Below are 20946 nucleotides of genomic sequence, written 5' to 3' on the forward strand. Positions count from 1 at the left end.
CCACGCAGAGCGTGGGAACGATCACCTTAGGCGAATGCGGCGAGCAGATCTTCTTCAAACGCCTTCTGCGCATCCCCGGGCACTTGAGCGCGATGGCGCGCCAGATGAAACGCCACGTCGAAGCTCATCTCATCCCGGCGCACGGCGCGCAGCAAGCCTTTGTCTTCCCAGCTGCGGGCAAAGTGATTGGGCAAATAACCGACATGTTTACCGGACAGTACGAAGGCGAGGGTGCCTTCGACTTGCTCAGACCTGGCCGAACATAATTTGCCTTGAAAGGGCTCATCGCTACGCAGAAAACGATAGGGATGATCGACCCGGTCACACGCCTGCAACGCCAGATCATCCGGCGCATCGTTGGTGAACAACGGATGTCCGGGAGCGCAATACAAGTGTTGGGTTTCGCTGAACAGTTCGTGGTAGTCAAATGCGCTTTGCACCTGGGAGAAATAGCCGATCGCCAGGTCCAGTCGCTGTTGCAGCAGCAGGCGTTCCATTTCGCCGGGCATGGCGCTCATCAACTCGATGCGCACCGATTCGTCACGTTCACGAAACCGTCGGATGGCATCGGCCACTTTTTGCAGCACCGATTGATCCAGAGCCTCGGACAAGCCCAGGCGCACTTCGCCGATCAAACGACCCGCCACGCCGTTGGATTGATGGCGGAACGCTTCGATGGATTCAAACAGCCCGCGTGTTGCGCTCAGCAACTGTTCGCCCTTGGGCGTGATCCTGAATCCACCCTTGCCGCGACTGCACAAGCGGTAGCCGAGACGGGTTTCGAGTTTGGCCATTTGCTGGCTGATGCTCGACTGGCTCAAGCCCAATTCACCTTGCGCCGCGCTGAAGCCGCCGCACTCCACCACGCGGACAAATAATCGCAGCAGTTGCAGGTCGAGGTCGTGGAGTTGACCGAGCATCAAACATTACTCCGCAATAAAGTCAGGTTAACAAACTTGATATTTCGCCAATGTATCCGAGCGCGCACTCTGCAACCACTTCCTCTGGTCAGGTGTTCGTCATGGCTCCCGCATTCAAGCTGTGTTTACCCGCGCTGTTTCTCGCCATGGCCGTGTCGGCCCAGGCTGAGGAAAAGACCCTCAACCTCTACAGCTGGGCCGATTACGTGGCGCCTGAAACCTTGCAGCGTTTCGAAAAGGAAACCGGCATTCACGTGCGTTACGACACGTTCGATTCTTCGGAAGTGCTGGAAACCAAACTGCTCACCGGCGGCAGCGGCTATGACGTGGTTGTGCCGTCATCCAGCGTATTGGCCCGTGGTTTGGCGGCCGGGGCGCTGAAGGAAATTCCGCACGAAGGGCTCAAGGGCTACGCCAACCTCGACCCGGACCTGCTGGAAAAACTCGCCGCCGTTGACCCCGGCAATCGGTATGGCGTGCCGTATACCTGGGGCACGTTGGGATTGGGGATGAACGTCGAAGCGGTGCAACAGCGCTTGCCGGGTGTGCCGCTCAACAGCCTCGACCTGCTGTTCAAGCCGCAATACGCCAGCAAACTGAAAGATTGCGGCATTGCGATTCTCGATTCGCCGCAAGAGGTGATCGGCCTGGCGTTGCACTATCTCGGTAAAGATCCCTACAGCACCGACAAGGCTGATCTGACCGCCGCCGAGGCATTGTTGCATCAGTTGCAGCCCAATGTGCTGTACGTCGCCACCGGGCGGCAGATCAGCGATCTGGCCAATGGCAGCGTGTGCCTGGCATTGACCTACAACGGTGACGCCAGCATGGCCGCCGACCAGGCGCGCAAGGCCAACAAACCGTTTGAGGTGGCCTACCGGATTCCGAAGGAAGGCACGCTGGTCTGGCAGGACAACCTGGCGATTCCCAAGGACGCGCCGCACCCCGAAGCGGCCCGGGCGTTCATCGAATTCATGCTGCGCCCGGAATCCGTGGCGGCGCTGACCAACACGCTGTTCTTTGCCACGGCCAACCAGGCAGCGACCCCGCTGGTGGACGAAGCCGTGCGCACCGACCCGGACATCTACCCACTGGCCGACACCCGCGAACGGCTGTACGCCGACCGCAGCATGAGCCTCAAGGACATGCGCTCGCGCACTCGTCTGTGGACCACTTTCCGTAGCCGCCAATAAATAAAAAGGAGATCACCATGGACGTCTCGATGCAAAACGATCAGGCCATGACCCGCGACAGCCTCTTTGGTACTGCCGCCGAAAGTACCTACGCCGGTATCACCAGTTTCATGCGTCGTCGCTACAGCCGTGATTTGCGCGGCGTCGACGTGGTGGTCAGCGGTGTGCCCTTCGACACCGCCACCAGCAACCGTCCCGGTGCGCGCTTCGGACCGCGCGGCATTCGCGCCGCCTCTACCGGGATTGCCTGGGAACGTCACTGGCCGTGGACCTTTGATCCGTTCGATCATCTGGCGGTGATTGACTACGGTGATTGCGACTTCGATTACGGCTCGCCGCACTCGGTGCCGGAAAGTATTGAGGCCCACGCCGAGCACATCCTGAACGGCGGTTGCGCGATGCTGACGTTCGGTGGTGACCACTTCATCAGTTACCCGCTGCTCAAGGCCCATGCGCGCAAGCATGGCCCGTTGTCGTTGATTCACTTCGACGCCCACAGCGACACCTGGCCGGACGAAGAGGGCAAGCGCGTCGATCACGGCACCATGTTCTGGCACGCGGCCAAGGAAGGTTTGGTGGATCCGTCGCGTTCGGTGCAGATCGGTTTGCGCACCACCAATGATGATCACCAGGGCTTTGAGGTGCTGGATGCACGGCAAGTGCATCGGCAAGGGTGTGAGGCGATTGTCGAGGCGATCCGTGCGCGGGTGGGGGATAACCCGGTGTACCTGACGTTCGACATCGATTGTCTCGACCCGGCGTTCGCACCGGGCACCGGAACGCCGGTGTGTGGCGGTTTGAGCACGGTGCAGGCGCTGGAAATACTCGGCGGGTTGCGCGGGATCAATCTGGTGGGAATGGACGTGGTGGAAGTGGCGCCAGCCTACGACCACGCGGACATTACCTCACTGGCTGCGGCGACATTGGCGATGGAAATGCTGTGTTTGTACGCGGCCAAACACAAAGTAGACCGGTAGCACCGGTATGCGGTGACTCCACTGACGCTATCGCGGGCAAGCCCGCTCCCACAAGTACAGCGCAGTACCTGTGGGAGCGGGCTTGCCCGCGATGCTTTTTCAGGCGACCGGGATTTTTGGCAGGTCCAATGTTTCGGTCCCGGTATACCGCGCTGCCGAGCCGGCAATCGTTTCATGCGGTACACCCTTCGGCACACCACTGACCTCATCAAGCCGCGACAATTGCTCAGCACTCAATTGCACGTTCAACGCACCCAATGTTGCATCCAGTTGCTCACGCGTACGCGAACCCAGAATCGGGATCAACGCCGTCGTCGAGCGCTTGGCCTTTTCCCGCAGCCAGGCAATGGCAACGTGGGTCGGCGTGGCTTCAAGCTCAGCGGCCACCGCGAGCAACGTGTCGAGCAACGCAGTTTCGTGGGCGCTTTTCTCGGTGTGGATCAGCATGCCAAGTTTGGCGGCGCGGTTGTTCTCATCATTGTTGCGATACTTGCCCGTGAGGAACCCGCCACCTAGTGGCGACCAAATGGTAGCGGCCAACCCGAGGGCTTCGGCCATCGGGAGCAGTTCACGTTCGGCGGTGCGTTCGGCCAGGCTGTATTCGGCCTGTATCGCTGCAATCGGCGCAAAGCCACGCACTTCTGCCAGCACATCGGCGCGGGCGATGCGCCAGGCCGGGAAGTTCGACAATCCGGCGTAGTGAATCTTGCCGGCACGCACCAGATCGTCGAAGCCGCGCAGGATCTCTTCCATCGGCGTCACGCCGTCGCTGATGTGCGCCCAGAACAGGTCGATGTGATCGATGTTGAGCCGCTTCAGGCTCTCCTCCACGGCACGAACCATGTTTTTGCGGCTGTTGCCGGTGTGGGAAATGCCCGCGGCGGGCGTCGTACCCATGGTGTATTTGGTGGCGATGACCAGGCGATCCCGTTCCGGCGCGATGAACTCGCTGAGCATGGCTTCCGACTGACCGGCCTGATAACCGTTGGCGGTGTCGATGAAGTTGCCGCCGGCTTCCAGGTAACCGTCAAAAATCCGCTTGGCTTCGTCACGCTCGGCGCCATGTCCCCAGCCGGTGCCGAAGTTACCGGCGCCCAGCGCCAGTTCCGAAACCCGCAAGCCGGTTTTGCGGCCGAAGACTTTGTAATGCATGAGGTGACTCCTGAAGAACGGCGCTGGGGAGGGAATATAAATGTCCAGCAACATGTATTTAATATGATGCGAGTAATATTGACCGTCAAGGTGCTTTTTCATTTAGGGCAAAAGGGCCGACCATCGGGTAATGCTGTTCACTTAAGCGGAGCAGCCTTACGGTCCACTGGAAACCGGGTTTTTGAAATTTTCACTGTCCTTGGCCTCGAAGGCCTTGGGCGGTGATCCAGAAACAATCCCCCTATCCCTGCTCTCAACTCAGCCAAGCGTCTTCCTGTGGCTGAAATCGGATTAGCCGCCGCCATCACGATCAGTTGCACGGCGATGTACTGACAAACGGGTTTGAAACGGATGTCCGAGGGAGCCCGGCCAAACGTCACCGCCGCCTGACTGGCCTCTCGACGAATCACGTTGTAAGCCAGCAAAAGCCCCCACACTTCCTGATAGACCAGCTCGACTTTTTTACTGCGCAAGGTCATCGCGTTCTGTTGCATCGAACTCTTGATGTCTCTGAAGCCCAACTCGATTTCCCAACGCTCCTGGTAAAGTTTGGCAACGGCTTGAGTGTTGTAGATCTTGGCCGGCAACGACGTCATGACGGTCTTCACCTTGCCTTTAATTTCATAACTGACTTCGCGTACTTCCCAGTGCGTTGGAAGATCCGGGTTTCGCTTTCTGGCCTGCGGCGAGACTTTCATACGCACTAAACGGTCGTACTGGCTGTAACGGGCCACTTCCTCGCAGATCAGTCCTTTTTTTGCCGGGATCAACCAATGACGGTTGATGCCTGCTCCGCTCAGGCTCGACAGCAGCTCGGCACCCCAGAAACCTTTGTCGAACAGCGTCACCGAGTGGTCGGGGATCTGCTGCAAAAATTCGTCGGCCAAGCGCATTTCACTGCGTCGATAAGGGCTCAATTGAGCATCCATGATCACGTGCGAACGCACATTCATCAGGGCCACCAGGCGCAGCATCGGAAACGGCGTCTGGCGGTCGCTTGGAGTGTTTCCCGACCCGAAGTGATCTCGAAGCTCGGGCGTATCCGGAGTACGCAAAAGTGCACCGTCCACCGCGAATACCTGCAGATCATGCCAGGCATCGTCGTCATAGCGCTCCGCCCCCCATTGGGTCCCGGTCTTGCGGAATAACCACTCAACAGGATCGGCACCGAGTCGCTTGCGCGCCTCGGTTACACCACTGCGGGCCAATAAGTGGTCGGTGGCCAGGCCTTGAGCGCAGATGTTCAAACGTCTGGCCACCTCATGAACCGGCTCGTCACGAAACAACGCCATGCCGAGCACCAACCAGAGCACTTGGTCAGCGGGCAGGCGACGTCGGCGAATGGTCGCCTGACTGGAAAGATCCAGCGCAGACGCTACCCACTCGATGGGAATGTTTTGGGTGAAAGTACTCAGGTCACAGAAGTTGAAAAGGTCGCCGAGGTCGAGCAGATCTTGTTGAACAGACATAAAAAATCCGATGCCAGAAGTCTGGCATCGGATTTTCGGATAAGCCCGGCTTGGACTCAAATACTTAAGTGAACAGCATTACGACCATCGGGGACTTTGCTCCTGCCAGTTTCTGACAGCAGCCTCTGCTAAGCTCCGACGACTTTTCAGGAAAGAGCCTGCCGATCGTGTCGCGTACCACTCGTTTACTCACGTTGCTGCAAGTGCTGCGAGGTAAAAGTCGTCCGGCCACTGCCGCGACGCTCGCCGGTGAACTGGAAATTTCCGAACGCACGCTGTATCGCGACATCGCCGAGCTGACGGCACTGGGCGCGCCGATTTTCGGTGAAGCCGGGGTTGGCTATGTGTTGCGCAGCGGTTTGTTCCTGCCGCCCTTGATGCTCAACGCCGACGAAACCGAAGCCATCGTGCTGGGTTTGCGTTACGTGGATCAGCGTGGCGACGAGGTGTTGAGCAAAGCCGCGGCCGACGCCCTGGCGAAGATTGCGGCCGTGTTGGCCCCGGAAGCTCAAGATGCATTGCGCAACCCGACGGTACTGCCAGGCCCGCGCGGCTGCGGTTATCCGCAAAATGCAGTGCCGTTGAACGTCTTTCGCCAGGCCATCCGCGATCAGTCCAGGCTGAGCATAGACTATGCGGATGCCCATCAGGTGCCCAGTCAGCGCTTGATCTGGCCACTGGCGCTGGGCTTTCTCAATGAAGTGCGGATCATTGTCGCCTGGTGTGAATTGCGCGGCGCCTATCGCACGTTTCGCACCGACCGGATTTCCGCTGCCAATGAACAGGGCGGGCGCTATCCGGGACGTCGCAGCGACCTGTTGCGCACCTGGCGCAAGCAAATGCAACTGGATGAAGCCGGGCGTTTCACTCCTGACAAGAACTGACACAGACCTGTTCTAGCATGGCTCCAGAATCAATAAACAAGGAGCCGCACCATGTCCAATCCAGCCTCTTCACTGGCACCCGCCATCGCCGCTTACATAGCCGCCGCCAATGCCCGCGACACCTCGCGGGTCGGCAGTTTTTTTGCCGAGGATGCCAACGTGTTCGATGAAGGCCAGCACCGGATCGGCACGCAAGCCATTGCCCAATGGATGCAAGACACTGCGCAACGTTATGAACCACGGGTCGAAGTGCTCGACGTTCAGCTGCGCACGGGCAAAGTGCTGGTGCACAACCTGATCTCCGGGACGTTTCCTGGCAGTCCTCTGGAACTGCGGTACATGTTCCGCCTCAATGAACAGGGCAAGATCGCCCGGCTAGACATCTCTCTATAAACCGAACGCGATCTTTGTAGCAGCTGCCGAAGGCTGCGTTCGCCTGCGCAGCAGGCGCAAAACCTGGCGACTCGGTATATCGGTGAGAACAGGGATATCGAAGCGACCGCTTCGCCCGAACGCGGACCGAGTCGAACGCAGCCTTCGGCAGCTGCTACACAAGGAACGTATACTCCCGCGCATGAATGTCGACTCTCCGTTAAGCGCCTGGCAACACGCCATTGAACAAAAGGGTTTCGTCCAGGACGAAGCCCAGGAACATGCCGTGTGGGCGCTGCAAAAATGCCACGAAGCCTTGCATGAAGGCCGTACGCCGATCACCGGTGTTTACCTCTGGGGCCCGGTCGGACGGGGCAAGACCTGGCTAATGGACCAGTTCTACCAAAACCTGAAGGTCCCGGCCCGGCGCCAGCACTTTCACCACTTCATGGGCTGGGTGCATCAGCGCTCGTTCCAGCTGACCGGCACCGCCGACCCGTTGAAGGCGCTGGCCCGTGAGTTGAGTGAAGAAGTGCGGGTGTTGTGCTTCGATGAACTGTTCGTCAACGACATTGGCGACGCGATCATTCTCGGGCGATTGTTTCAGGTGATGTTCGAGCAGGGCGTAGTGGTGGTCTGCACCTCCAATCAGCCGCCGGACCAGCTGTACGCCGACGGCTTCAACCGCGACCGTTTTGTGCCCGCCATCGAGGCGATCAAAAAGCACATGCAGGTGATCGCGGTGGATGGCGGCGAAGACCATCGCCTGCATCCCGGTGCTGCGCTGCAACGTTTTTGGGTGACGGCTCCCGGGCAGCCCAGCGCGCTCGGTGAAGTGTTCAAGGCGCTGACCGTTGGGCAGTCGCTGTCCGATGAGTCGATCACGGTCGGTTACCGTTCAGTCAACGTGGTGCAGGCCAGTGACACTGTGCTTTGGTGCCGTTATGCCGATCTGTGCGAACAACCGTTTGCGGCGATGGACTTCATGGCGCTGTGCGACACCTTCAGCGCTATTCTGTTGAGTGACGTGCCCAACCTCAGCGCGCAGAAACGCGAAGGACGCATCGCCCGAGGCACCGAAGACGGGGCCGCACGCGTCGTGGCCGGTGATCGCGAGCTGCCGCAATTGTCGGTGCATGACGACGGTGTCCGGCGTTTCATTGCCCTGGTGGACGAGTGCTACGACCGCAAGGTGCCGCTGTACCTCGAAGCGCAGGTGTCGATGGCGGCGCTGTACACCGAGGGGTATCTGGAGTTTCCGTTCCGCCGCACGTTAAGCCGTTTACAGGAAATGCAGCTGCAACGTTTCGCCGAAGCCTAATGACCGGGAGCCGCGAAGATGAATCAGCCACTTTCTCATCATTTGCTGACCATGGCTTATCAGAATGCCTGGGCCAATTACCGACTCGCCAAGGCGTGGAATCGGTTGACCCCGGCTGAACTGGCGGCACCGCGCGTCAGCTTCTTCCCAAGCCTGATAGCCACCCTCAACCACATCCTGACCTGCGACTGGTTCTACGTGGATGCGCTGGAGCGAGAACTGCGGGGGGACGATCCGCACCCTGATTGCTATGTGTTTTTCACCGAGGACGAACCATTCACGGCGGGCGCCGATCTGCAGCGCGAACAAGCGCATGTCGATCGCCGCCTGATTGCCTACTGCGAACAATTGCGCGACACCGACCTGGGGCGAGTTGTGACCATCGCCCGGGACACGCCGCAACATGACAGCCGTTTGCGCCTGCTGTCCCACCTGTTCGAGCACCAGCTTCATCATCGCGGTCAGGTTCACGCCATGCTCAGCGGCACCTCGGTCAAGCCGCCGCAACTGGACGAGTTTTTCTGTGCCGGTGAATCACGCCTGCGGGCCGAGGATTTTGCCGAATTGGGCTGGACCGAAACGCTGATCTGGGGCGTTTGAGACAGGTTCGGGTTGTCGACGACGGCGCCTCGCGATAATGTCCGTCGACCTCCCGGTGCGACAGACGCGCCGGGACAACTTGACGGGACGTTGACGATGGAAATGGAATCCGCAGACATTCTGGTACTTCAGGCCAGCTACACCAATCCGCTGCATGCCGAGGCCATCGGCGTGGTGCTCAATGCCTACGCCAAAGACCCGATGGGTGGCGGGCAGCCATTGCCCGAAGATCTCTTGCATCAATTGCCGGGAGAACTGGCCAAGCGTCCTCATGCGTTCAGCGTACTGGCGTTCGTCCGCGGCGAGCCGGCCGGGCTGGTCAATTGCTTCGAAGGTTTTTCGACGTTCGCCTGCCGGCCGCTGGTCAACGTGCACGATGTGTCGGTAGCACCGAAGTTTCGCGGCCTGGGGTTGAGCCAGAAGATGCTGCAAAAGGTTGAAGACATCGCCCGACAACGCGGCTGCTGCAAGATCACCCTGGAAGTCCTCGAAGGCAATGCCGTCGCACAGGCGTCTTATGGCAAGTTCGGATTTGCGCCAGGCATGTTCGACCCGGCCCATGGCCGCATGCTGTTCTGGACCAAGGAGCTTTAACGGCAGATGAACAGCCTCGATGGCGCGCAGGGCGGGGCATCCATGGCCGACAAGCCGTGGGCGATTTTCCTGATCTTCCTGCGTCTGGGGCTGACCTCGTTTGGCGGCCCCGTCGCGCATCTGGGCTATTTCCGCAGTGAGTTCGTGGCGCGTCGGCGCTGGCTGAGCGAAGCCGCCTACGCCGAATTGATTGCCCTGTGCCAGTTTCTACCGGGCCCGGCGAGCAGTCAGGTGGGCATGGCGCTGGGCTTGTCCCGTGGCGGCTACTTGGGGGCATTGGCGGCGTGGGCCGGATTCACCTTGCCCTCGGCGCTGATCCTCACACTGCTGGCGTTCGCCATCACCCACGGTGGCTGGGCCTTACCGGCAGGTTTGATTCACGGGCTGAAAATTGTCGCCGTCGCCGTGGTTGCCCACGCCGTATGGGGAATGGCCCGCACGTTATGCCGAGGTCCGGTGCGCGTGGGCATCATGTTCGTGGCGACTGCCGGGGTATTGCTCTGGCCTACCTCTGTGGGGCAGATGACGGTGATGGCCGTGGCGGCGTTGATCGGGTTGGCCTTGCTACATAACGCAAATCGAGGGCAACTGGAGGGCCTGTCGATTCGGGTCAGTCGCCTGGCAGTCTGGCTGGCGCTCGGTCTGTTCGTGGCTCTGCTTCTGGGGTTGCCGCTGATTGCGCACCCCTGGCCGGGCTCGTTGATCAGCTTGTTCGACGGTTTCTTTCGCACGGGGGCGCTGGTGTTCGGCGGCGGCCACGTCGTGTTGCCGCTGTTGCAAAGTCAGGTGGTGGGCACGGGGTTGCTGAGCAATGACGTGTTTCTCGCCGGTTACGCCGCCGCTCAAGCGGTACCGGGACCGCTGTTTACGTTTTCTGCGTTTCTCGGCGCGTCCATCAGCGGCTGGAGTGGTGCGCTGGTGTGCGTAGTGGCGATTTTCCTGCCGTCGCTGCTGTTGGTGATTGGCGTTCTGCCATTCTGGCAGCGCTTGCGTGGCAATGGCCGGGTGCAAGCGGCGCTGGCCGGGGTGAATGCCGGGGTGGTGGGGTTGTTGCTGGCCGCGTTGTATCAGCCGTTGTGGACCACCTCGATCCTCGGCGCGCTGGATGTGCTGTTGGCGGTGCTGGGGTTGATTGCGCTGCTGTTCTGGCGATGTCCGCCGTGGTTGCTGGTGTTGCTGGGTGGCTTTTGCGGTGTTCTGCTGGGCGCTTGAAACCTTTCGAACGGGCACAAAAAAGGGCGTCCATCAAGACGCCCGTTAGTCATCGTTTATTTAGGCCGATAGGTTTCGGTCACCTGTGCGGTTTGATCGTTCGGAACCCTCAGTTCAATAGATCTGGTTTCGACGCCATTAGCCTGCTGTTGTTTGAGATGCAGGGTTTCGAAGTAATACCGCATGCGCTCGGCGCCACCTTCGGCAAATGCTGCGGTGGAGCCGAACATCATCAGACTGGCGAGGATCAACGCTGTACGTTTCATGGTTTGCCTCCCACTACGGATATCGGGTGCCTTTCATCCATGAACCAATGTTGCCGGGACATTATCCGCCGATTCCGTTATTTGGGAATTAATCACATCAGAGCTTCCAGTCCAGGCTCAGGGTGACCGTGCGCGGGTCGCCCCAATAGACGCCGTTGTAGAACCCGACGTTGTCGTAATACTTTTTGTCGAACAGGTTGTCGACGTTCAGCGAAGCCGACAGGTGCTTGTCGAACTCGTAACGCGACATCAATTTGACCACGGTGTACGCCTCCTGGCGGATGTTGGTGCTGGCGGTGATTATCTTGCCATCGGCGCCTCGGCCGACCGGGCGTCTGGCGGCGCGGTAGACGTCGCTTTGCCAGTTCACCGCGCCGCCCACGGTCAATGCCTGCCAGTCGCCGGGCAGGCGATAAGCCGTGGAGAAGCGGAGCATGTTCAACGGCTGCTCGGTGTTGTTGCGTTTCTTCTCGCCATTGGCCGAGTGGGTGTAGGTGTAACCGGCCGTCATGTTCCAGCCCGTCATCACTTCGCCGGAGACCTCGGCTTCAAAGCCTTGAACCTTGTTGCCTTTACCCCCTGATTTGAAGAATTCCTCGCCGGTGACCGGGTCTGGTGGCACCGAGTCGTCGCGTTCGGCGACGTTGTCCTGCTTGCTCCAGAACACCGCGGTGGCGAGGTTGAGTCGCTCTTCCAGCAGGCTGCCCTTGAGCCCCAGCTCATAGTTGCTGCCGACCACCGGTTCGAGGTACTTGTGATTGCTGTCGCGGTCGTCCTGTGGCTTGAAAATGTCGGTGTAGCTGACGTACACCGTGTATTCAGGCGTGAGGTCGTAGAGCAGCCCGGCGTACGGGGTCCAGATGTCGTGGTGCTGCTGGCTGGTGGTTTCGACACCAGTCCGTTGCAGGTTGCTGTCGTAGTTGTAGGCGTTTTTCGAGATCTCCCAGCTGCCGTAGCGACTGCCGAGTACCGCGTGCAGGTCGTCGGTCAGGGTCAGGCGCGTGGCCAGGTAACCGGCCTTTTGCCGGGTGCTTTCATCGGAGCCTTTGAGGCCGGTGACCGTGTCGGGGAATTTGGGGATGCCGCCCATGTACTTCCAGTCGGGTACCTTCTCGTAATCCGGCGACCGTGGGCTGTCTACGGTGTAAGGGTTGTCTTCGCGGCGTTCGGATTCGCCATAGCCGATCATCATTTCGTGCTCGCGCCCGAACAGCGAATAAGGGCCGGACACGTTGAAGTCATAGGCCTTCATTTTTTCTGTGCCGATCATGTGGCTGACGTTGGCGGACATGCCGCTGCGGTCCGCCTCGGGGAAGCCGCCACCGCCGTAGTAAATCTTGCCGTCGGTGTCACTCTCGCGGTGGGTGTAGGCCGCCTTGAGGTGCCAACCGGCACCCAGTTGCTGGTCCAGCGTGGCAAACGCGGTCTTGTCTTTCAGCGGCCAGGAACTCCACGGCGTGGCCATGTTGGTGGAGCGTCCGAGATTGGCTTTGCTGCCGTCGGCGTTCCAGTACGGCACAGTGCCCCAGGACGTGCCTTGCACCTGCTTGTCCTGATAGTCGTAACCCACGGCCAGCACGGTGTCGTCGGTCAGGTCCGCTTCGAGAATCCCGTAGCCGACTTCCCGTTGCAGCGCGTACTTGTCACGGTAGGAGCCGCTGTCGCGATAGGCCAGCACACTGCGACCGCGCAGGCGCCCGTCGAACGCCAACGGTCCGCCAACGTCCACATAACTGTAGTAATCGTCATAGCTGCCGCCGCTGACACCGGTCTGGGCTTGCCATTGCGCGCTCGGCCGTTTGCGCACCATGTTGATCGTCGCAGACGGATCGCCGGCACCCGTGGTCAGGCCGGTCGCGCCGCGAACCACTTCGATGCGGTCGTAGATGATGGTGTCGGAATCGGACTTCATGTAGCCGAAGGTGTTGAGCATCCCGTCGATCTGGAAATTGTTGATCGGGTAACCGCGGGACGAATAGCCGACGCGGTCCGAATCGTTGTGCTGAACCACTACGCCGGTGGTCTGGCTCATGGCTTCGGAGAGCGTGCCGAGTTTGAAATCGTCCATCTGCTGACGCGTGACCACGGACACCGATTGCGGCGTTTCCTTGATTGACAGGTTCAGCCGCGTTGCGGTGCTCATGGCGCCGGTGGTGTACGACTCGGTGTTTTCGGTGGTGTTGCCCAACCCTGCCGCGGTCACATTGGTGGCGCCCAGTTCAAGGGTACGGCTCGGCGCTTGATCGGGGACGGTTTCAGCCAGCAGGTCGGGGCTCAGGGCAGCACTGCACAGGCCCAGGGTAAAGGTCATGGAACGGGTGATAGGCGCGAACATCGCAGCCGACTCCTTGTCTTCGAGGGAAAAATTCCGTTTGTTCAAAGACGAAGGGGGGAGAGGGGATTTAGTTCTAAACGAGAATTATTGTTATTTTAAGATGTTTCGGGGGAGGTAACGGGCTGGCGCAATCCCCTGTGGGAGTGAGCCTGCTCGCGATTGCGGTCTGACATTCAACACTTATGTTGACTGATAGGGCCTAATCGCGAGCAGGCTCGCTCCCACAGGTTTCTCGCCATATTGAAAGACCGGAATCGGTCCCTCAGATCATTTAATTATGCGCAACTTCCGGATCGCCTGGCTTGGCCTTGGGTTTCATCAGGCTGAAGTCGATCAGCGGGCGCGACTGACGCTCGTACGGATTGCCGATCATCAACGGACGCGGCGTGAAGCTGTCACTGACCACGCTCTTGCTACGGTCCAGTTCATCAAAACTCAAACCTGCCAGATCGGCCCAGGTGTGGATCAGGTGCGAGCTGCTGTAAGGCCGCCCCAGATCCTCGGCAAAACTCCAGTCGTGGGTTTCACGCCATTTCGGAGAAGCCCAGGCCATGAACGGAATGGTGTACATCGGCGCCGTCGGCTTGGCTTCGTTACGCCCCAGCGTGCTGTGGCCAGGGGAATCGAAGACATCTTCGCCGTGGTCTGAGAGGTACATCAGGAACCCGTTCGGATCGGACTTGGCGTAGTCCTTGATCAGGCTCGACACCACGAAATCGTTGTACAGCACGGCGTTGTCATAGCTGTTGTACGTCGGCACCTGATCGTCACGCACACCCTCGGGCACACCTTTGCGATCGGTGAATTTGTTGAAGGTTGGCGGGTAACGGTACTGATAACTCATGTGCGTACCGAGCAAATGCACAACGATCAGCTTGCGCGGCGCGGCGTCTGCCAGGGCCTTGTTGAACGGCGCGATCACGTCGCCATCGTACTGAGCGGCGTTCTGGTTGCGGTTGTTGTTCAGGTACACCTGCTCGTCAGCCTGTTCGGAGAACGTCGTGAGCATGGTGTTGCGCTTGGTCATGGTTTGCTGATTGGTGATCCAGAAGGTCTTGTACCCCGCCTGTTTCATCATGCTGACCAGGGACGGCGTGGACAGGTAAAGGTCCGGGTTTTCCTCGTCGGCGAAGGTCAGTACCTGCTGCAACGCCTCGATGGTGTAAGGGCGCGGGGTGATGACGTTGTTGAAGACCGCCATTTGATCCTTGAGCTTGTCCAGTTCCGGCGTGGTTTCACGCGGGTAGCCGTAGAGGCTCATGCGCTGACGGTTGGTGGACTCGCCGATCACAAGCACCAGGGTCGCTGGCTGGTTGGCCATCGTGTCCTTGAGGTTCTTGAGCGGTGGAATCTTGCTCGCGCTGTCGAGCATGTCTTGCATGCCGGCCAGCGTGTCGAGGTAACGGTGATACGCCACGGCCATCTGCCAAGGCACCGCCGGCTCGATACGGGTTTCGAATTTCTCGAAGCCGCCGGCCAGGCTGCCGGTGCGCGCGGTCTGTTTGATCAGCGGGTAACCGACCACGGCCACCAGGATGGCGGTCGCGGCCACCAGAGCACGACCACGGGGCATGTACACCGGGCGCAAGCGAGTCCACAGGAAATACGCGAACAGTGTGTGGGCGAGGAACGCCGCCACCATCCACCAGGCGAAATACTGGGTCATGTACTCGCCAGCTTCAGAGATGTTCGATTCGAACATGATGAAGATGACGCTCTGGGAAAATTCCTGCTGATAGATGAAGAAATAACCCAGGCTGGCCATCGAGCAGGCCCACAACACCACGCCGATCAACGCGGCCAGCACGCGTGTCTGTCTAGGGAACAGCAGCATCGGCGCTAGCCAGATGGCGCTCATCACAAAGGCCTGGCGGAACCCGGTGAAACCCGAGGTGCCCGTCAGTTGGATCAGCAGTTGGGTAATGCCGGAAAAATACCAGAAGAACAGGAACAACCAGAGAAATCCTGCCCAATCGAAACCTTTCGCAGTCGTAGTGCTGCGTTTAAACACAGTCATTCAGCGCTCCAGCCAGGAAATCACGTCGACACGTCGGGAGCCTTCCATGTTGCCGACGAACGGAGGCCGCGCGGATACCGAGCGGCCATAATGAGCCGGAGTATCAACAGGTCGATGTGAAAACTTTGTGAGTTGCCGCAAACGGCAAGGCAGGGAGGCGGTGTCGGAAACAGCAGAGGGCTGTTTCCGAATCAAGCGAGGGGATCAGGCGTGGGGAGCGCGCTGAGTGACGGGCAAGGGCTGAGCCGAAGAGCTTTGTGTGAGTAAGCGCAGCTGCGCGAGCTCCTGCTTCAACAGGTCGCGCTCTTCTTTCAACTGGCGCAATTCATCACGACGGATCGTAACGTAAAGGGTTTGTGCTGGCCGTGCTGCTTGTACTGTGCCCATTGCTCACCTCGCAAATGGCTGTCTCAACTGTAAATCCGCCCCGACATCGGTGCTTATTTACTATCGGCGCCGATTTTGATTTCTTTTGTCCCTGAAGGGAACTTTTTTATTTTTCATGGTCGTTGTGTCTTAAGTTCGATTTCTGACGTTATCAGTCAGGATCGGGCACAATGCCCGGAAACTTCACGCCAGCGCTCTGGACTAACCCACATTAGTCGCGTTGGGCTATAACCTTTGACACACTTTATTTGTAGTAGGGAGCATCAGCACATGCAACTCGGGATTATTGGACTGGGCCGCATGGGCGGAAATATTGCGCGTCGCCTGATGCTCAACGGGCATACCACCGTTGTTTACGACCGTAATACCGCCTTCGTCGACAACCTGGCCGCAGAAGGCGCCAAGGGCGTCATCGACCTGCCGGCGCTGGTCGCAGGCCTGGCCAAGCCACGTGCGGTGTGGGTCATGCTGCCGGCCGGCGCGCCGACCGAAGACACCATTGACACCCTGAGCACCTTGCTCGAAGCCGGCGACACCATCATCGACGGCGGCAACACCTACTATAAGGACGACATCCGCCGGGCTAGAACCCTGTCGGAGAAAGGCCTGCACTACATCGACGTCGGCACCTCCGGCGGCGTCTGGGGCCTGGAGCGCGGTTACTGCATGATGATCGGCGGCGAAGCCGAGGTGGTGAAACGCCTTGATCCGCTGTTCGACAGCCTGGCACCGGGCATGGGCGACATCCCCCGCACCAAGGACCGCAAGTCGGAAGACGATCGCGCCGAGCGCGGTTACATCCACGCCGGTCCCGCAGGCTCTGGCCATTTCGTGAAGATGATCCATAACGGCATCGAATACGGAATGATGCAGGCCTTCGCCGAAGGCTTCGACATCCTCAAGACCAAGGCCAGCACCAACCTGCCGGAAGATCAGCGTTTTGATCTGAACGTTGGCGACATCGCCGAAGTCTGGCGCCGTGGCAGCGTCGTGTCGTCCTGGTTGCTCGATCTGACCGCCGACGCACTGGCCAGCGATCCGAAACTCGACGGTTACTCCGGCTCGGTGGCTGACAGCGGTGAAGGTCGCTGGACTATCGAAGCCGCCATGGAGCAATCGGTGCCCGTACCGGTGCTGTCGAACTCGCTGTTCTCCCGCTACCGCTCACGCGGCCAAGGCACCTTTGGTGACAAGATCCTTTCGGCCCAGCGCTTCGGCTTCGGCGGCCATGTGGAGACTTCGAAAAAATGACGCGTCTGATCCGCAATAAATCCAAGGCAGAACCTGCACCACCGACCACGCTGTTTCTGTTCGGTGCCCATGGAGACCTGGTCAAGCGCTTGCTGATGCCGGCGCTGTACAACCTGAGTCGCGACGGTCTGCTTGGCGATGGACTGCGGATCATCGGCGTTGACCACAACGCCATCAGTGACGAAGCCTTTGCGCAGAAGCTCGAAGATTTCATTCGGACCGAAGCGGCCACCAAAGTCGGCAAGGGCGATGAAGCCCTTGACCCGGCGCTGTGGGCCAAACTGGCCAAAGGCATCAGCTACGTCCAGGGCGACTTCCTGGACGACAGCACTTATCAAGCGCTGGCGGCGAAAATCGCCGCCAGTGGCACGGGCAACGCGGTGTTCTACCTGGCCACCGCGCCCCGTTTCTTCAGTGAAGTGGTGCGCCGCCTCGGTGCCGCCGGCTTGCTGCAAGAGACGCCCGAAGCCTTCAGAAGGGTGGTGATCGAAAAACCGTTCGGCTCCGATCTGCACACCGCTGAAGCGTTGAACGCGTGTTTGCTCAAGGTGATGTCGGAAAATCAGATCTACCGGATCGATCACTACCTGGGCAAGGAAACCGTTCAGAACATTCTGATCAGCCGGTTCTCCAACAGCCTGTTCGAAGCGTTCTGGAACAACCATTACATCGACCACGTGCAGATCACCGCCGCCGAAACCGTCGGCGTGGAAACCCGTGGCAGTTTTTATGAGCACACCGGCGCCCTGCGAGACATGGTGCCCAATCACCTGTTCCAGTTGCTGGCGATGGTGGCGATGGAACCGCCGGCTGCCTTTGGCGCCGATGCGGTCCGTGGCGAGAAAGCCAAAGTGGTCGGCGCGATACGTCCGTGGACCACGGAAGAGGCGCGGGCCAACTCGGTGCGAGGCCAATACGCAGCCGGCGAACTCGACAGTAAACCCTTGGCCGGTTATCGCGAGGAAGGCAACGTAGCGCCGGACAGCAATACCGAAACCTACGTCGCGCTCAAAGTCATGATCGACAACTGGCGTTGGGTCGGCGTGCCGTTCTACCTGCGCACCGGCAAGCGCATGAGCGTGCGCGACACCGAGATCGTCATTTGCTTCAAGCCTGCGCCGTACGCGCAGTTCCGCGATACCGAGGTTGATGAGTTGCAACCGACCTACCTGCGGATCCAGATTCAGCCCAACGAAGGCATGTGGTTCGACCTGTTGGCCAAGCGGCCCGGGCCGGCCCTGAAAATGGCCAATATCGAGTTGGGTTTTGCCTACAAGGATTTCTTTGAAATGCAGCCGTCTACCGGCTACGAAACGCTGATCTACGATTGCCTGACCGGCGATCAGACGCTGTTTCAGCGAGCCGATAACATCGAGAACGGCTGGCGCGCCGTGCAGCCATTCCTCGACGCCTGGCAGCAGGATGCGAGCGTGCAACCTTATCCGGCCGGCGAGAATGGCCCGAAGGCGGCTGATGAGCTGCTGGCCCGCGACGGTCGCGTCTGGCACAGCCTCGGATGAGTGACGTCACGCAACAACCCATCCGTTTTCTGCTGAGCGACATGGACGGCACGTTGCTGCTGCCTGATCACACGCTCAGCCAGCGCACCATTGAAGCAGTCCGATCCTTGCGCGAGGCTGGCGTGCTGTTCAGCCTGGCCACCGGGCGTCCACCGAAAGCCATGCTGCAGCAGATCGAAGCCCTCGGCGTCGATTTGCCGACGGCGGCATTCAATGGCGGCACGATCGTTAATCCGGACGGCAGTTTGTTGGTCGCGCATTATTTGCCAGCCACGGCTGCGCTGACGGCGTTGGCGCTGTTTGCCGATCAGCCGGACGTTGAAGTCTGGGTGTTCAGTGGTGGCGACTGGTTGCTGAAAGACCCGAACGGGCCGATGGTCCCGCGCGAGCAACACGGCCTCGGCTATCCACCGGTGGTGGTCGAGAGTTTCGAGCCGTTTCTGACGCGCATCGACAAGATCGTTGCCACCAGCCACAACACGCAACTGTTGATCGAACTGGAAGCGCAGTTGTTGCCGAAAGTGGAGGGCCAGGCACAGGTCTCGCGGTCGCAGCCGGTGTATCTGGACGTGACGGCGATGCAGGCGAACAAGGGAACTGCGTTGGCGACACTGGCCGAGTTTCTCGGTGTGCCGCTGGAGCAGACCGCCGCGATGGGCGATGGCGGCAATGACCCGGCGATGTTTCATCGCGCCGGCTTGTCGATTGCCATGGGGCAGGCGGAAGAAGCGGTGAAGCGCCAGGCCGATGTGGTGACAGGCGCCAATACCGAAGACGGCGCGGCCCAGGCGATCGAGCAATACATCCTCCCTCGCCAGCTCACCTAAAACCCTGTGGGAGCGGGCTTGCCCGCGATAGCTGTCCGGCATTCAACACGATGTTGACTGTCAGGACCTCATCGCGGGCAAGCCCGCTCCCACAGGGACAGTGTTACAACCAAAAACTCACGGCATACCAACCCAACACACCCATCACCACCGTATACGGCACTGCCATCCACACCATCCTTCCATACGACAGGCGAATCAGCGGCGCAATCGCCGACGTCAGCAAAAACAGAAACGCCGCTTGGCCATTTGGTGTCGCCACGCTCGGCAGGTTAGTGCCGGTATTGATCGCAATCGCCAGCGTTTCGAAGTGCTCACGGCTCATGTGGCCGGAGATGAACGCCTGTTTCACTTCGGTGATGTAAATGGTCGCTACAAACACGTTATCGCTGATGGCCGACAGCAAACCGTTGGCAATGAACAACATGCCCGGCTGCTGATCCGGTGGCAGCGCCAGCACCCACTGGATCAGCGGCGTGAACAACTGCTGATCGTGGATCACCGCGACCACCGCGAAGAACACCACCAGCAATGCCGTGAACGGCATGGCGTCCTTGAACGCGTTGCCGATGCGGTGCTCGTCGGTGATGCCGGTGAAGGCGGTGATCAGCACGATCACCATCAAACCGATCAGGCCCACTTCAGCCACGTGGAACGCCAGGCAGCCAATCAGAATCAGCGCCGCCAACCCTTGAACGATCAGGGCTGCGCGTTGGCGCGAGGTGCGTTCGGCGTTGTCTTCGGCAGCGTAATTGGCCAGTACCGTGCGCACGTTGTCCGGCAGCAGCGTGCCGTATCCGAACCAGCGCAGTTTCTCCAGCAGGAAGCAGGTCACCAGGCCAGCGACCAATACCGGCAATGAAACGGGCGCGACTTTCAGGAAAAACTCAGAAAAGTGCCAACCCATCTCGTGGCCGATCAGAAGGTTCTGCGGCTCGCCAACCAGCGTGCAAACACCGCCCAACGCCGTGCCCACGGCACCGTGCATCAGCAGGCTGCGCAGGAACGCACGAAATTGATCGAGGTCGTCATGATGCAGTTTGGGCAGGTGCTGGTCATCACTGAACTCACTGTCCTGGCGTGGATCATTGCCCGAGGCGACGCGGTGATACACCGAATAAAACCCCACGGCAGCACTGATGATCACCGCTGTCACCGTCAAGGCATCGAGGAACGCCGACAGAAATGCCGAGAGGAAGCAGAACATCAAGGCGAGCAGGGCCTTTGAACGAACCCCCAGTAACAGACGCGAGAACAGAAACAGCAGCAGGTCTTTCATGAAGTAGATGCCCGCCACCATGAACATCAGCAGCAGGATCACCGGGAAGTTGTGCACCAGTTCGTCATAGAGCGCCTGCGGTGTGGTCATTTTCAGCAGCAGCGCTTCGACCAGCAACAACCCGCCGGGCATTAGCGGATAACACTTTAGCGCCATGGCCAGAGTGAAGATGAATTCCAACACCAGCAGCCAACCGGCCGCCACCGGACCTACCGTCCACAACACCAGGGCGTTGAGTATCAGGAAGCCAACGATGCTTGCCTTGTACCAACGGGGTGAATTGCCGAGGAAATTGTGCGCGAAGGCGTGGGCCATTGAGCCGGACATCGGCTACTCCTTGTATTAAGAAGCGCGCAACTTGCCGTAAGCC

General features: G+C 59.7%; 19 protein-coding genes. 11 read left to right on the plus strand and 8 right to left on the minus strand.

Going from position 1 to position 20946, the window contains the following annotated elements:
* Positions 1 to 26: 26 nt before the first annotated feature.
* The gene (locus ACYZT8_RS13920) at positions 27 to 920 is read right to left on the minus strand and encodes a LysR family transcriptional regulator (RefSeq protein ID WP_461981952.1); all 894 of its coding nucleotides are present in this window, start codon (positions 918 to 920) and stop codon (positions 27 to 29) included.
* A 101-nt stretch (positions 921 to 1021) separates the two neighbouring features.
* Here ACYZT8_RS13920 and ACYZT8_RS13925 point away from each other — a divergent pair, with 101 nt between their 5' ends.
* Both ACYZT8_RS13925 and speB read left to right on the plus strand, forming a co-directional pair.
* A complete protein-coding gene (locus ACYZT8_RS13925) occupies positions 1022 to 2113 on the plus strand; it encodes a polyamine ABC transporter substrate-binding protein (RefSeq protein ID WP_461981954.1) in 1092 nt (363 codons plus the stop codon).
* A gap of 17 nt (positions 2114 to 2130) precedes the next feature.
* The gene (speB, locus tag ACYZT8_RS13930) at positions 2131 to 3090 is read left to right on the plus strand and encodes an agmatinase (protein ID WP_461981956.1); all 960 of its coding nucleotides are present in this window, start codon (positions 2131 to 2133) and stop codon (positions 3088 to 3090) included.
* Between the two features lie 99 nt (positions 3091 to 3189).
* Here the strand turns inward: speB and ACYZT8_RS13935 are convergent, their stop codons facing one another.
* A complete protein-coding gene (locus ACYZT8_RS13935; protein WP_461981958.1) occupies positions 3190 to 4242 on the minus strand; it encodes an aldo/keto reductase in 1053 nt (350 codons plus the stop codon).
* A gap of 137 nt (positions 4243 to 4379) precedes the next feature.
* Entirely contained in the window at positions 4380 to 5711 is a 1332-nt protein-coding gene (locus ACYZT8_RS13940) for an IS4 family transposase (protein ID WP_461974571.1), read from the minus strand.
* A 167-nt stretch (positions 5712 to 5878) separates the two neighbouring features.
* Between ACYZT8_RS13940 and ACYZT8_RS13945 the strand changes: the two genes are divergently transcribed.
* From ACYZT8_RS13945 to chrA, 6 genes are all read left to right on the plus strand, one after another.
* The gene (locus tag ACYZT8_RS13945) at positions 5879 to 6595 is read left to right on the plus strand and encodes a helix-turn-helix transcriptional regulator (protein WP_461981960.1); all 717 of its coding nucleotides are present in this window, start codon (positions 5879 to 5881) and stop codon (positions 6593 to 6595) included.
* A gap of 51 nt (positions 6596 to 6646) precedes the next feature.
* Positions 6647 to 6988: a nuclear transport factor 2 family protein gene (locus ACYZT8_RS13950; RefSeq protein WP_131058650.1), complete on the plus strand. Its 342-nt coding sequence runs from the start codon at positions 6647 to 6649 to the stop codon at positions 6986 to 6988.
* Positions 6989 to 7169: 181 nt separating this feature from the next.
* The gene (zapE, locus tag ACYZT8_RS13955) at positions 7170 to 8288 is read left to right on the plus strand and encodes a cell division protein ZapE (RefSeq protein WP_461981964.1); all 1119 of its coding nucleotides are present in this window, start codon (positions 7170 to 7172) and stop codon (positions 8286 to 8288) included.
* 18 nt (positions 8289 to 8306) lie between these two features.
* On the plus strand, positions 8307 to 8888 hold the full coding sequence (locus tag ACYZT8_RS13960; protein ID WP_461981966.1) for a DinB family protein: 582 nt from the start codon (positions 8307 to 8309) through the stop codon (positions 8886 to 8888).
* Between the two features lie 102 nt (positions 8889 to 8990).
* Positions 8991 to 9482, plus strand: coding sequence for a GNAT family N-acetyltransferase (locus tag ACYZT8_RS13965; protein ID WP_461982466.1), 492 nt, complete (start codon positions 8991 to 8993; stop codon positions 9480 to 9482).
* Positions 9483 to 9488: 6 nt separating this feature from the next.
* Positions 9489 to 10694, plus strand: coding sequence for a chromate efflux transporter (chrA, locus tag ACYZT8_RS13970; RefSeq protein ID WP_461981968.1), 1206 nt, complete (start codon positions 9489 to 9491; stop codon positions 10692 to 10694).
* A gap of 56 nt (positions 10695 to 10750) precedes the next feature.
* On the opposite strand, the gene ACYZT8_RS13975 is transcribed toward chrA, so the two are convergent.
* The 4 genes from ACYZT8_RS13975 to ACYZT8_RS13990 all read right to left on the minus strand — a co-directional run bounded on the left by ACYZT8_RS13975 (position 10751) and on the right by ACYZT8_RS13990 (position 15699).
* The gene (locus ACYZT8_RS13975) at positions 10751 to 10960 is read right to left on the minus strand and encodes a hypothetical protein (RefSeq protein ID WP_461981970.1); all 210 of its coding nucleotides are present in this window, start codon (positions 10958 to 10960) and stop codon (positions 10751 to 10753) included.
* Positions 10961 to 11057: 97 nt separating this feature from the next.
* A complete protein-coding gene (locus ACYZT8_RS13980; RefSeq protein ID WP_461981972.1) occupies positions 11058 to 13295 on the minus strand; it encodes a TonB-dependent siderophore receptor in 2238 nt (745 codons plus the stop codon).
* 271 nt (positions 13296 to 13566) lie between these two features.
* The gene (locus ACYZT8_RS13985) at positions 13567 to 15312 is read right to left on the minus strand and encodes a phosphoethanolamine transferase CptA (RefSeq protein WP_461981975.1); all 1746 of its coding nucleotides are present in this window, start codon (positions 15310 to 15312) and stop codon (positions 13567 to 13569) included.
* 204 nt (positions 15313 to 15516) lie between these two features.
* Positions 15517 to 15699 (minus strand): DUF6026 family protein, encoded by a 183-nt coding sequence (locus tag ACYZT8_RS13990; RefSeq protein ID WP_109630878.1) that lies wholly within the window; start codon positions 15697 to 15699, stop codon positions 15517 to 15519.
* 270 nt (positions 15700 to 15969) lie between these two features.
* On the opposite strand from ACYZT8_RS13990, the gene gnd reads away from it, so the two are divergent.
* The 3 genes from gnd to ACYZT8_RS14005 are packed head-to-tail and all read left to right on the plus strand — an operon-like array spanning position 15970 to position 19297.
* Positions 15970 to 16950 carry a phosphogluconate dehydrogenase (NAD(+)-dependent, decarboxylating) gene (gene gnd / locus ACYZT8_RS13995; RefSeq protein ID WP_461981977.1) on the plus strand — a complete coding sequence of 327 codons (981 nt, stop codon included), beginning with the start codon at positions 15970 to 15972 and terminating at the stop codon, positions 16948 to 16950.
* A complete protein-coding gene (gene zwf / locus ACYZT8_RS14000; protein ID WP_461981979.1) occupies positions 16947 to 18470 on the plus strand; it encodes a glucose-6-phosphate dehydrogenase in 1524 nt (507 codons plus the stop codon). The genes gnd and zwf overlap by 4 nt, the downstream gene beginning before the upstream one ends.
* Positions 18467 to 19297 carry an HAD family hydrolase gene (locus tag ACYZT8_RS14005; protein WP_461981981.1) on the plus strand — a complete coding sequence of 277 codons (831 nt, stop codon included), beginning with the start codon at positions 18467 to 18469 and terminating at the stop codon, positions 19295 to 19297. The genes zwf and ACYZT8_RS14005 overlap by 4 nt, the downstream gene beginning before the upstream one ends.
* Before the next feature lie 103 nt (positions 19298 to 19400).
* Here the strand turns inward: ACYZT8_RS14005 and nhaB are convergent, their stop codons facing one another.
* Complete coding sequence (gene nhaB, locus ACYZT8_RS14010) at positions 19401 to 20903, minus strand: sodium/proton antiporter NhaB (protein WP_461981983.1); 1503 nt, start codon at positions 20901 to 20903, stop codon at positions 19401 to 19403.
* Positions 20904 to 20946 lie beyond the last annotated feature (43 nt).

The organism is Pseudomonas sp. LB3P93, assembly GCF_054898025.1.

Coding starts and splice junctions, on each gene's coding strand:
- ACYZT8_RS13920 (WP_461981952.1), bottom strand. CDS start 920: ATGCTCGGTCAACTCCACGACCTCGACCTGCAACTGCTGCGATTATTT.
- ACYZT8_RS13925 (WP_461981954.1), top strand. CDS start 1,022: ATGGCTCCCGCATTCAAGCTGTGTTTACCCGCGCTGTTTCTCGCCATG.
- speB (WP_461981956.1), top strand. CDS start 2,131: ATGGACGTCTCGATGCAAAACGATCAGGCCATGACCCGCGACAGCCTC.
- ACYZT8_RS13935 (WP_461981958.1), bottom strand. CDS start 4,242: ATGCATTACAAAGTCTTCGGCCGCAAAACCGGCTTGCGGGTTTCGGAA.
- ACYZT8_RS13940 (WP_461974571.1), bottom strand. CDS start 5,711: ATGTCTGTTCAACAAGATCTGCTCGACCTCGGCGACCTTTTCAACTTC.
- ACYZT8_RS13950 (WP_131058650.1), top strand. CDS start 6,647: ATGTCCAATCCAGCCTCTTCACTGGCACCCGCCATCGCCGCTTACATA.
- zapE (WP_461981964.1), top strand. CDS start 7,170: ATGAATGTCGACTCTCCGTTAAGCGCCTGGCAACACGCCATTGAACAA.
- ACYZT8_RS13960 (WP_461981966.1), top strand. CDS start 8,307: ATGAATCAGCCACTTTCTCATCATTTGCTGACCATGGCTTATCAGAAT.
- ACYZT8_RS13965 (WP_461982466.1), top strand. CDS start 8,991: ATGGAATCCGCAGACATTCTGGTACTTCAGGCCAGCTACACCAATCCG.
- chrA (WP_461981968.1), top strand. CDS start 9,489: ATGAACAGCCTCGATGGCGCGCAGGGCGGGGCATCCATGGCCGACAAG.
- ACYZT8_RS13975 (WP_461981970.1), bottom strand. CDS start 10,960: ATGAAACGTACAGCGTTGATCCTCGCCAGTCTGATGATGTTCGGCTCC.
- ACYZT8_RS13980 (WP_461981972.1), bottom strand. CDS start 13,295: ATGTTCGCGCCTATCACCCGTTCCATGACCTTTACCCTGGGCCTGTGC.
- ACYZT8_RS13985 (WP_461981975.1), bottom strand. CDS start 15,312: ATGACTGTGTTTAAACGCAGCACTACGACTGCGAAAGGTTTCGATTGG.
- ACYZT8_RS13990 (WP_109630878.1), bottom strand. CDS start 15,699: ATGGGCACAGTACAAGCAGCACGGCCAGCACAAACCCTTTACGTTACG.
- gnd (WP_461981977.1), top strand. CDS start 15,970: ATGCAACTCGGGATTATTGGACTGGGCCGCATGGGCGGAAATATTGCG.
- zwf (WP_461981979.1), top strand. CDS start 16,947: ATGACGCGTCTGATCCGCAATAAATCCAAGGCAGAACCTGCACCACCG.
- ACYZT8_RS14005 (WP_461981981.1), top strand. CDS start 18,467: ATGAGTGACGTCACGCAACAACCCATCCGTTTTCTGCTGAGCGACATG.
- nhaB (WP_461981983.1), bottom strand. CDS start 20,903: ATGTCCGGCTCAATGGCCCACGCCTTCGCGCACAATTTCCTCGGCAAT.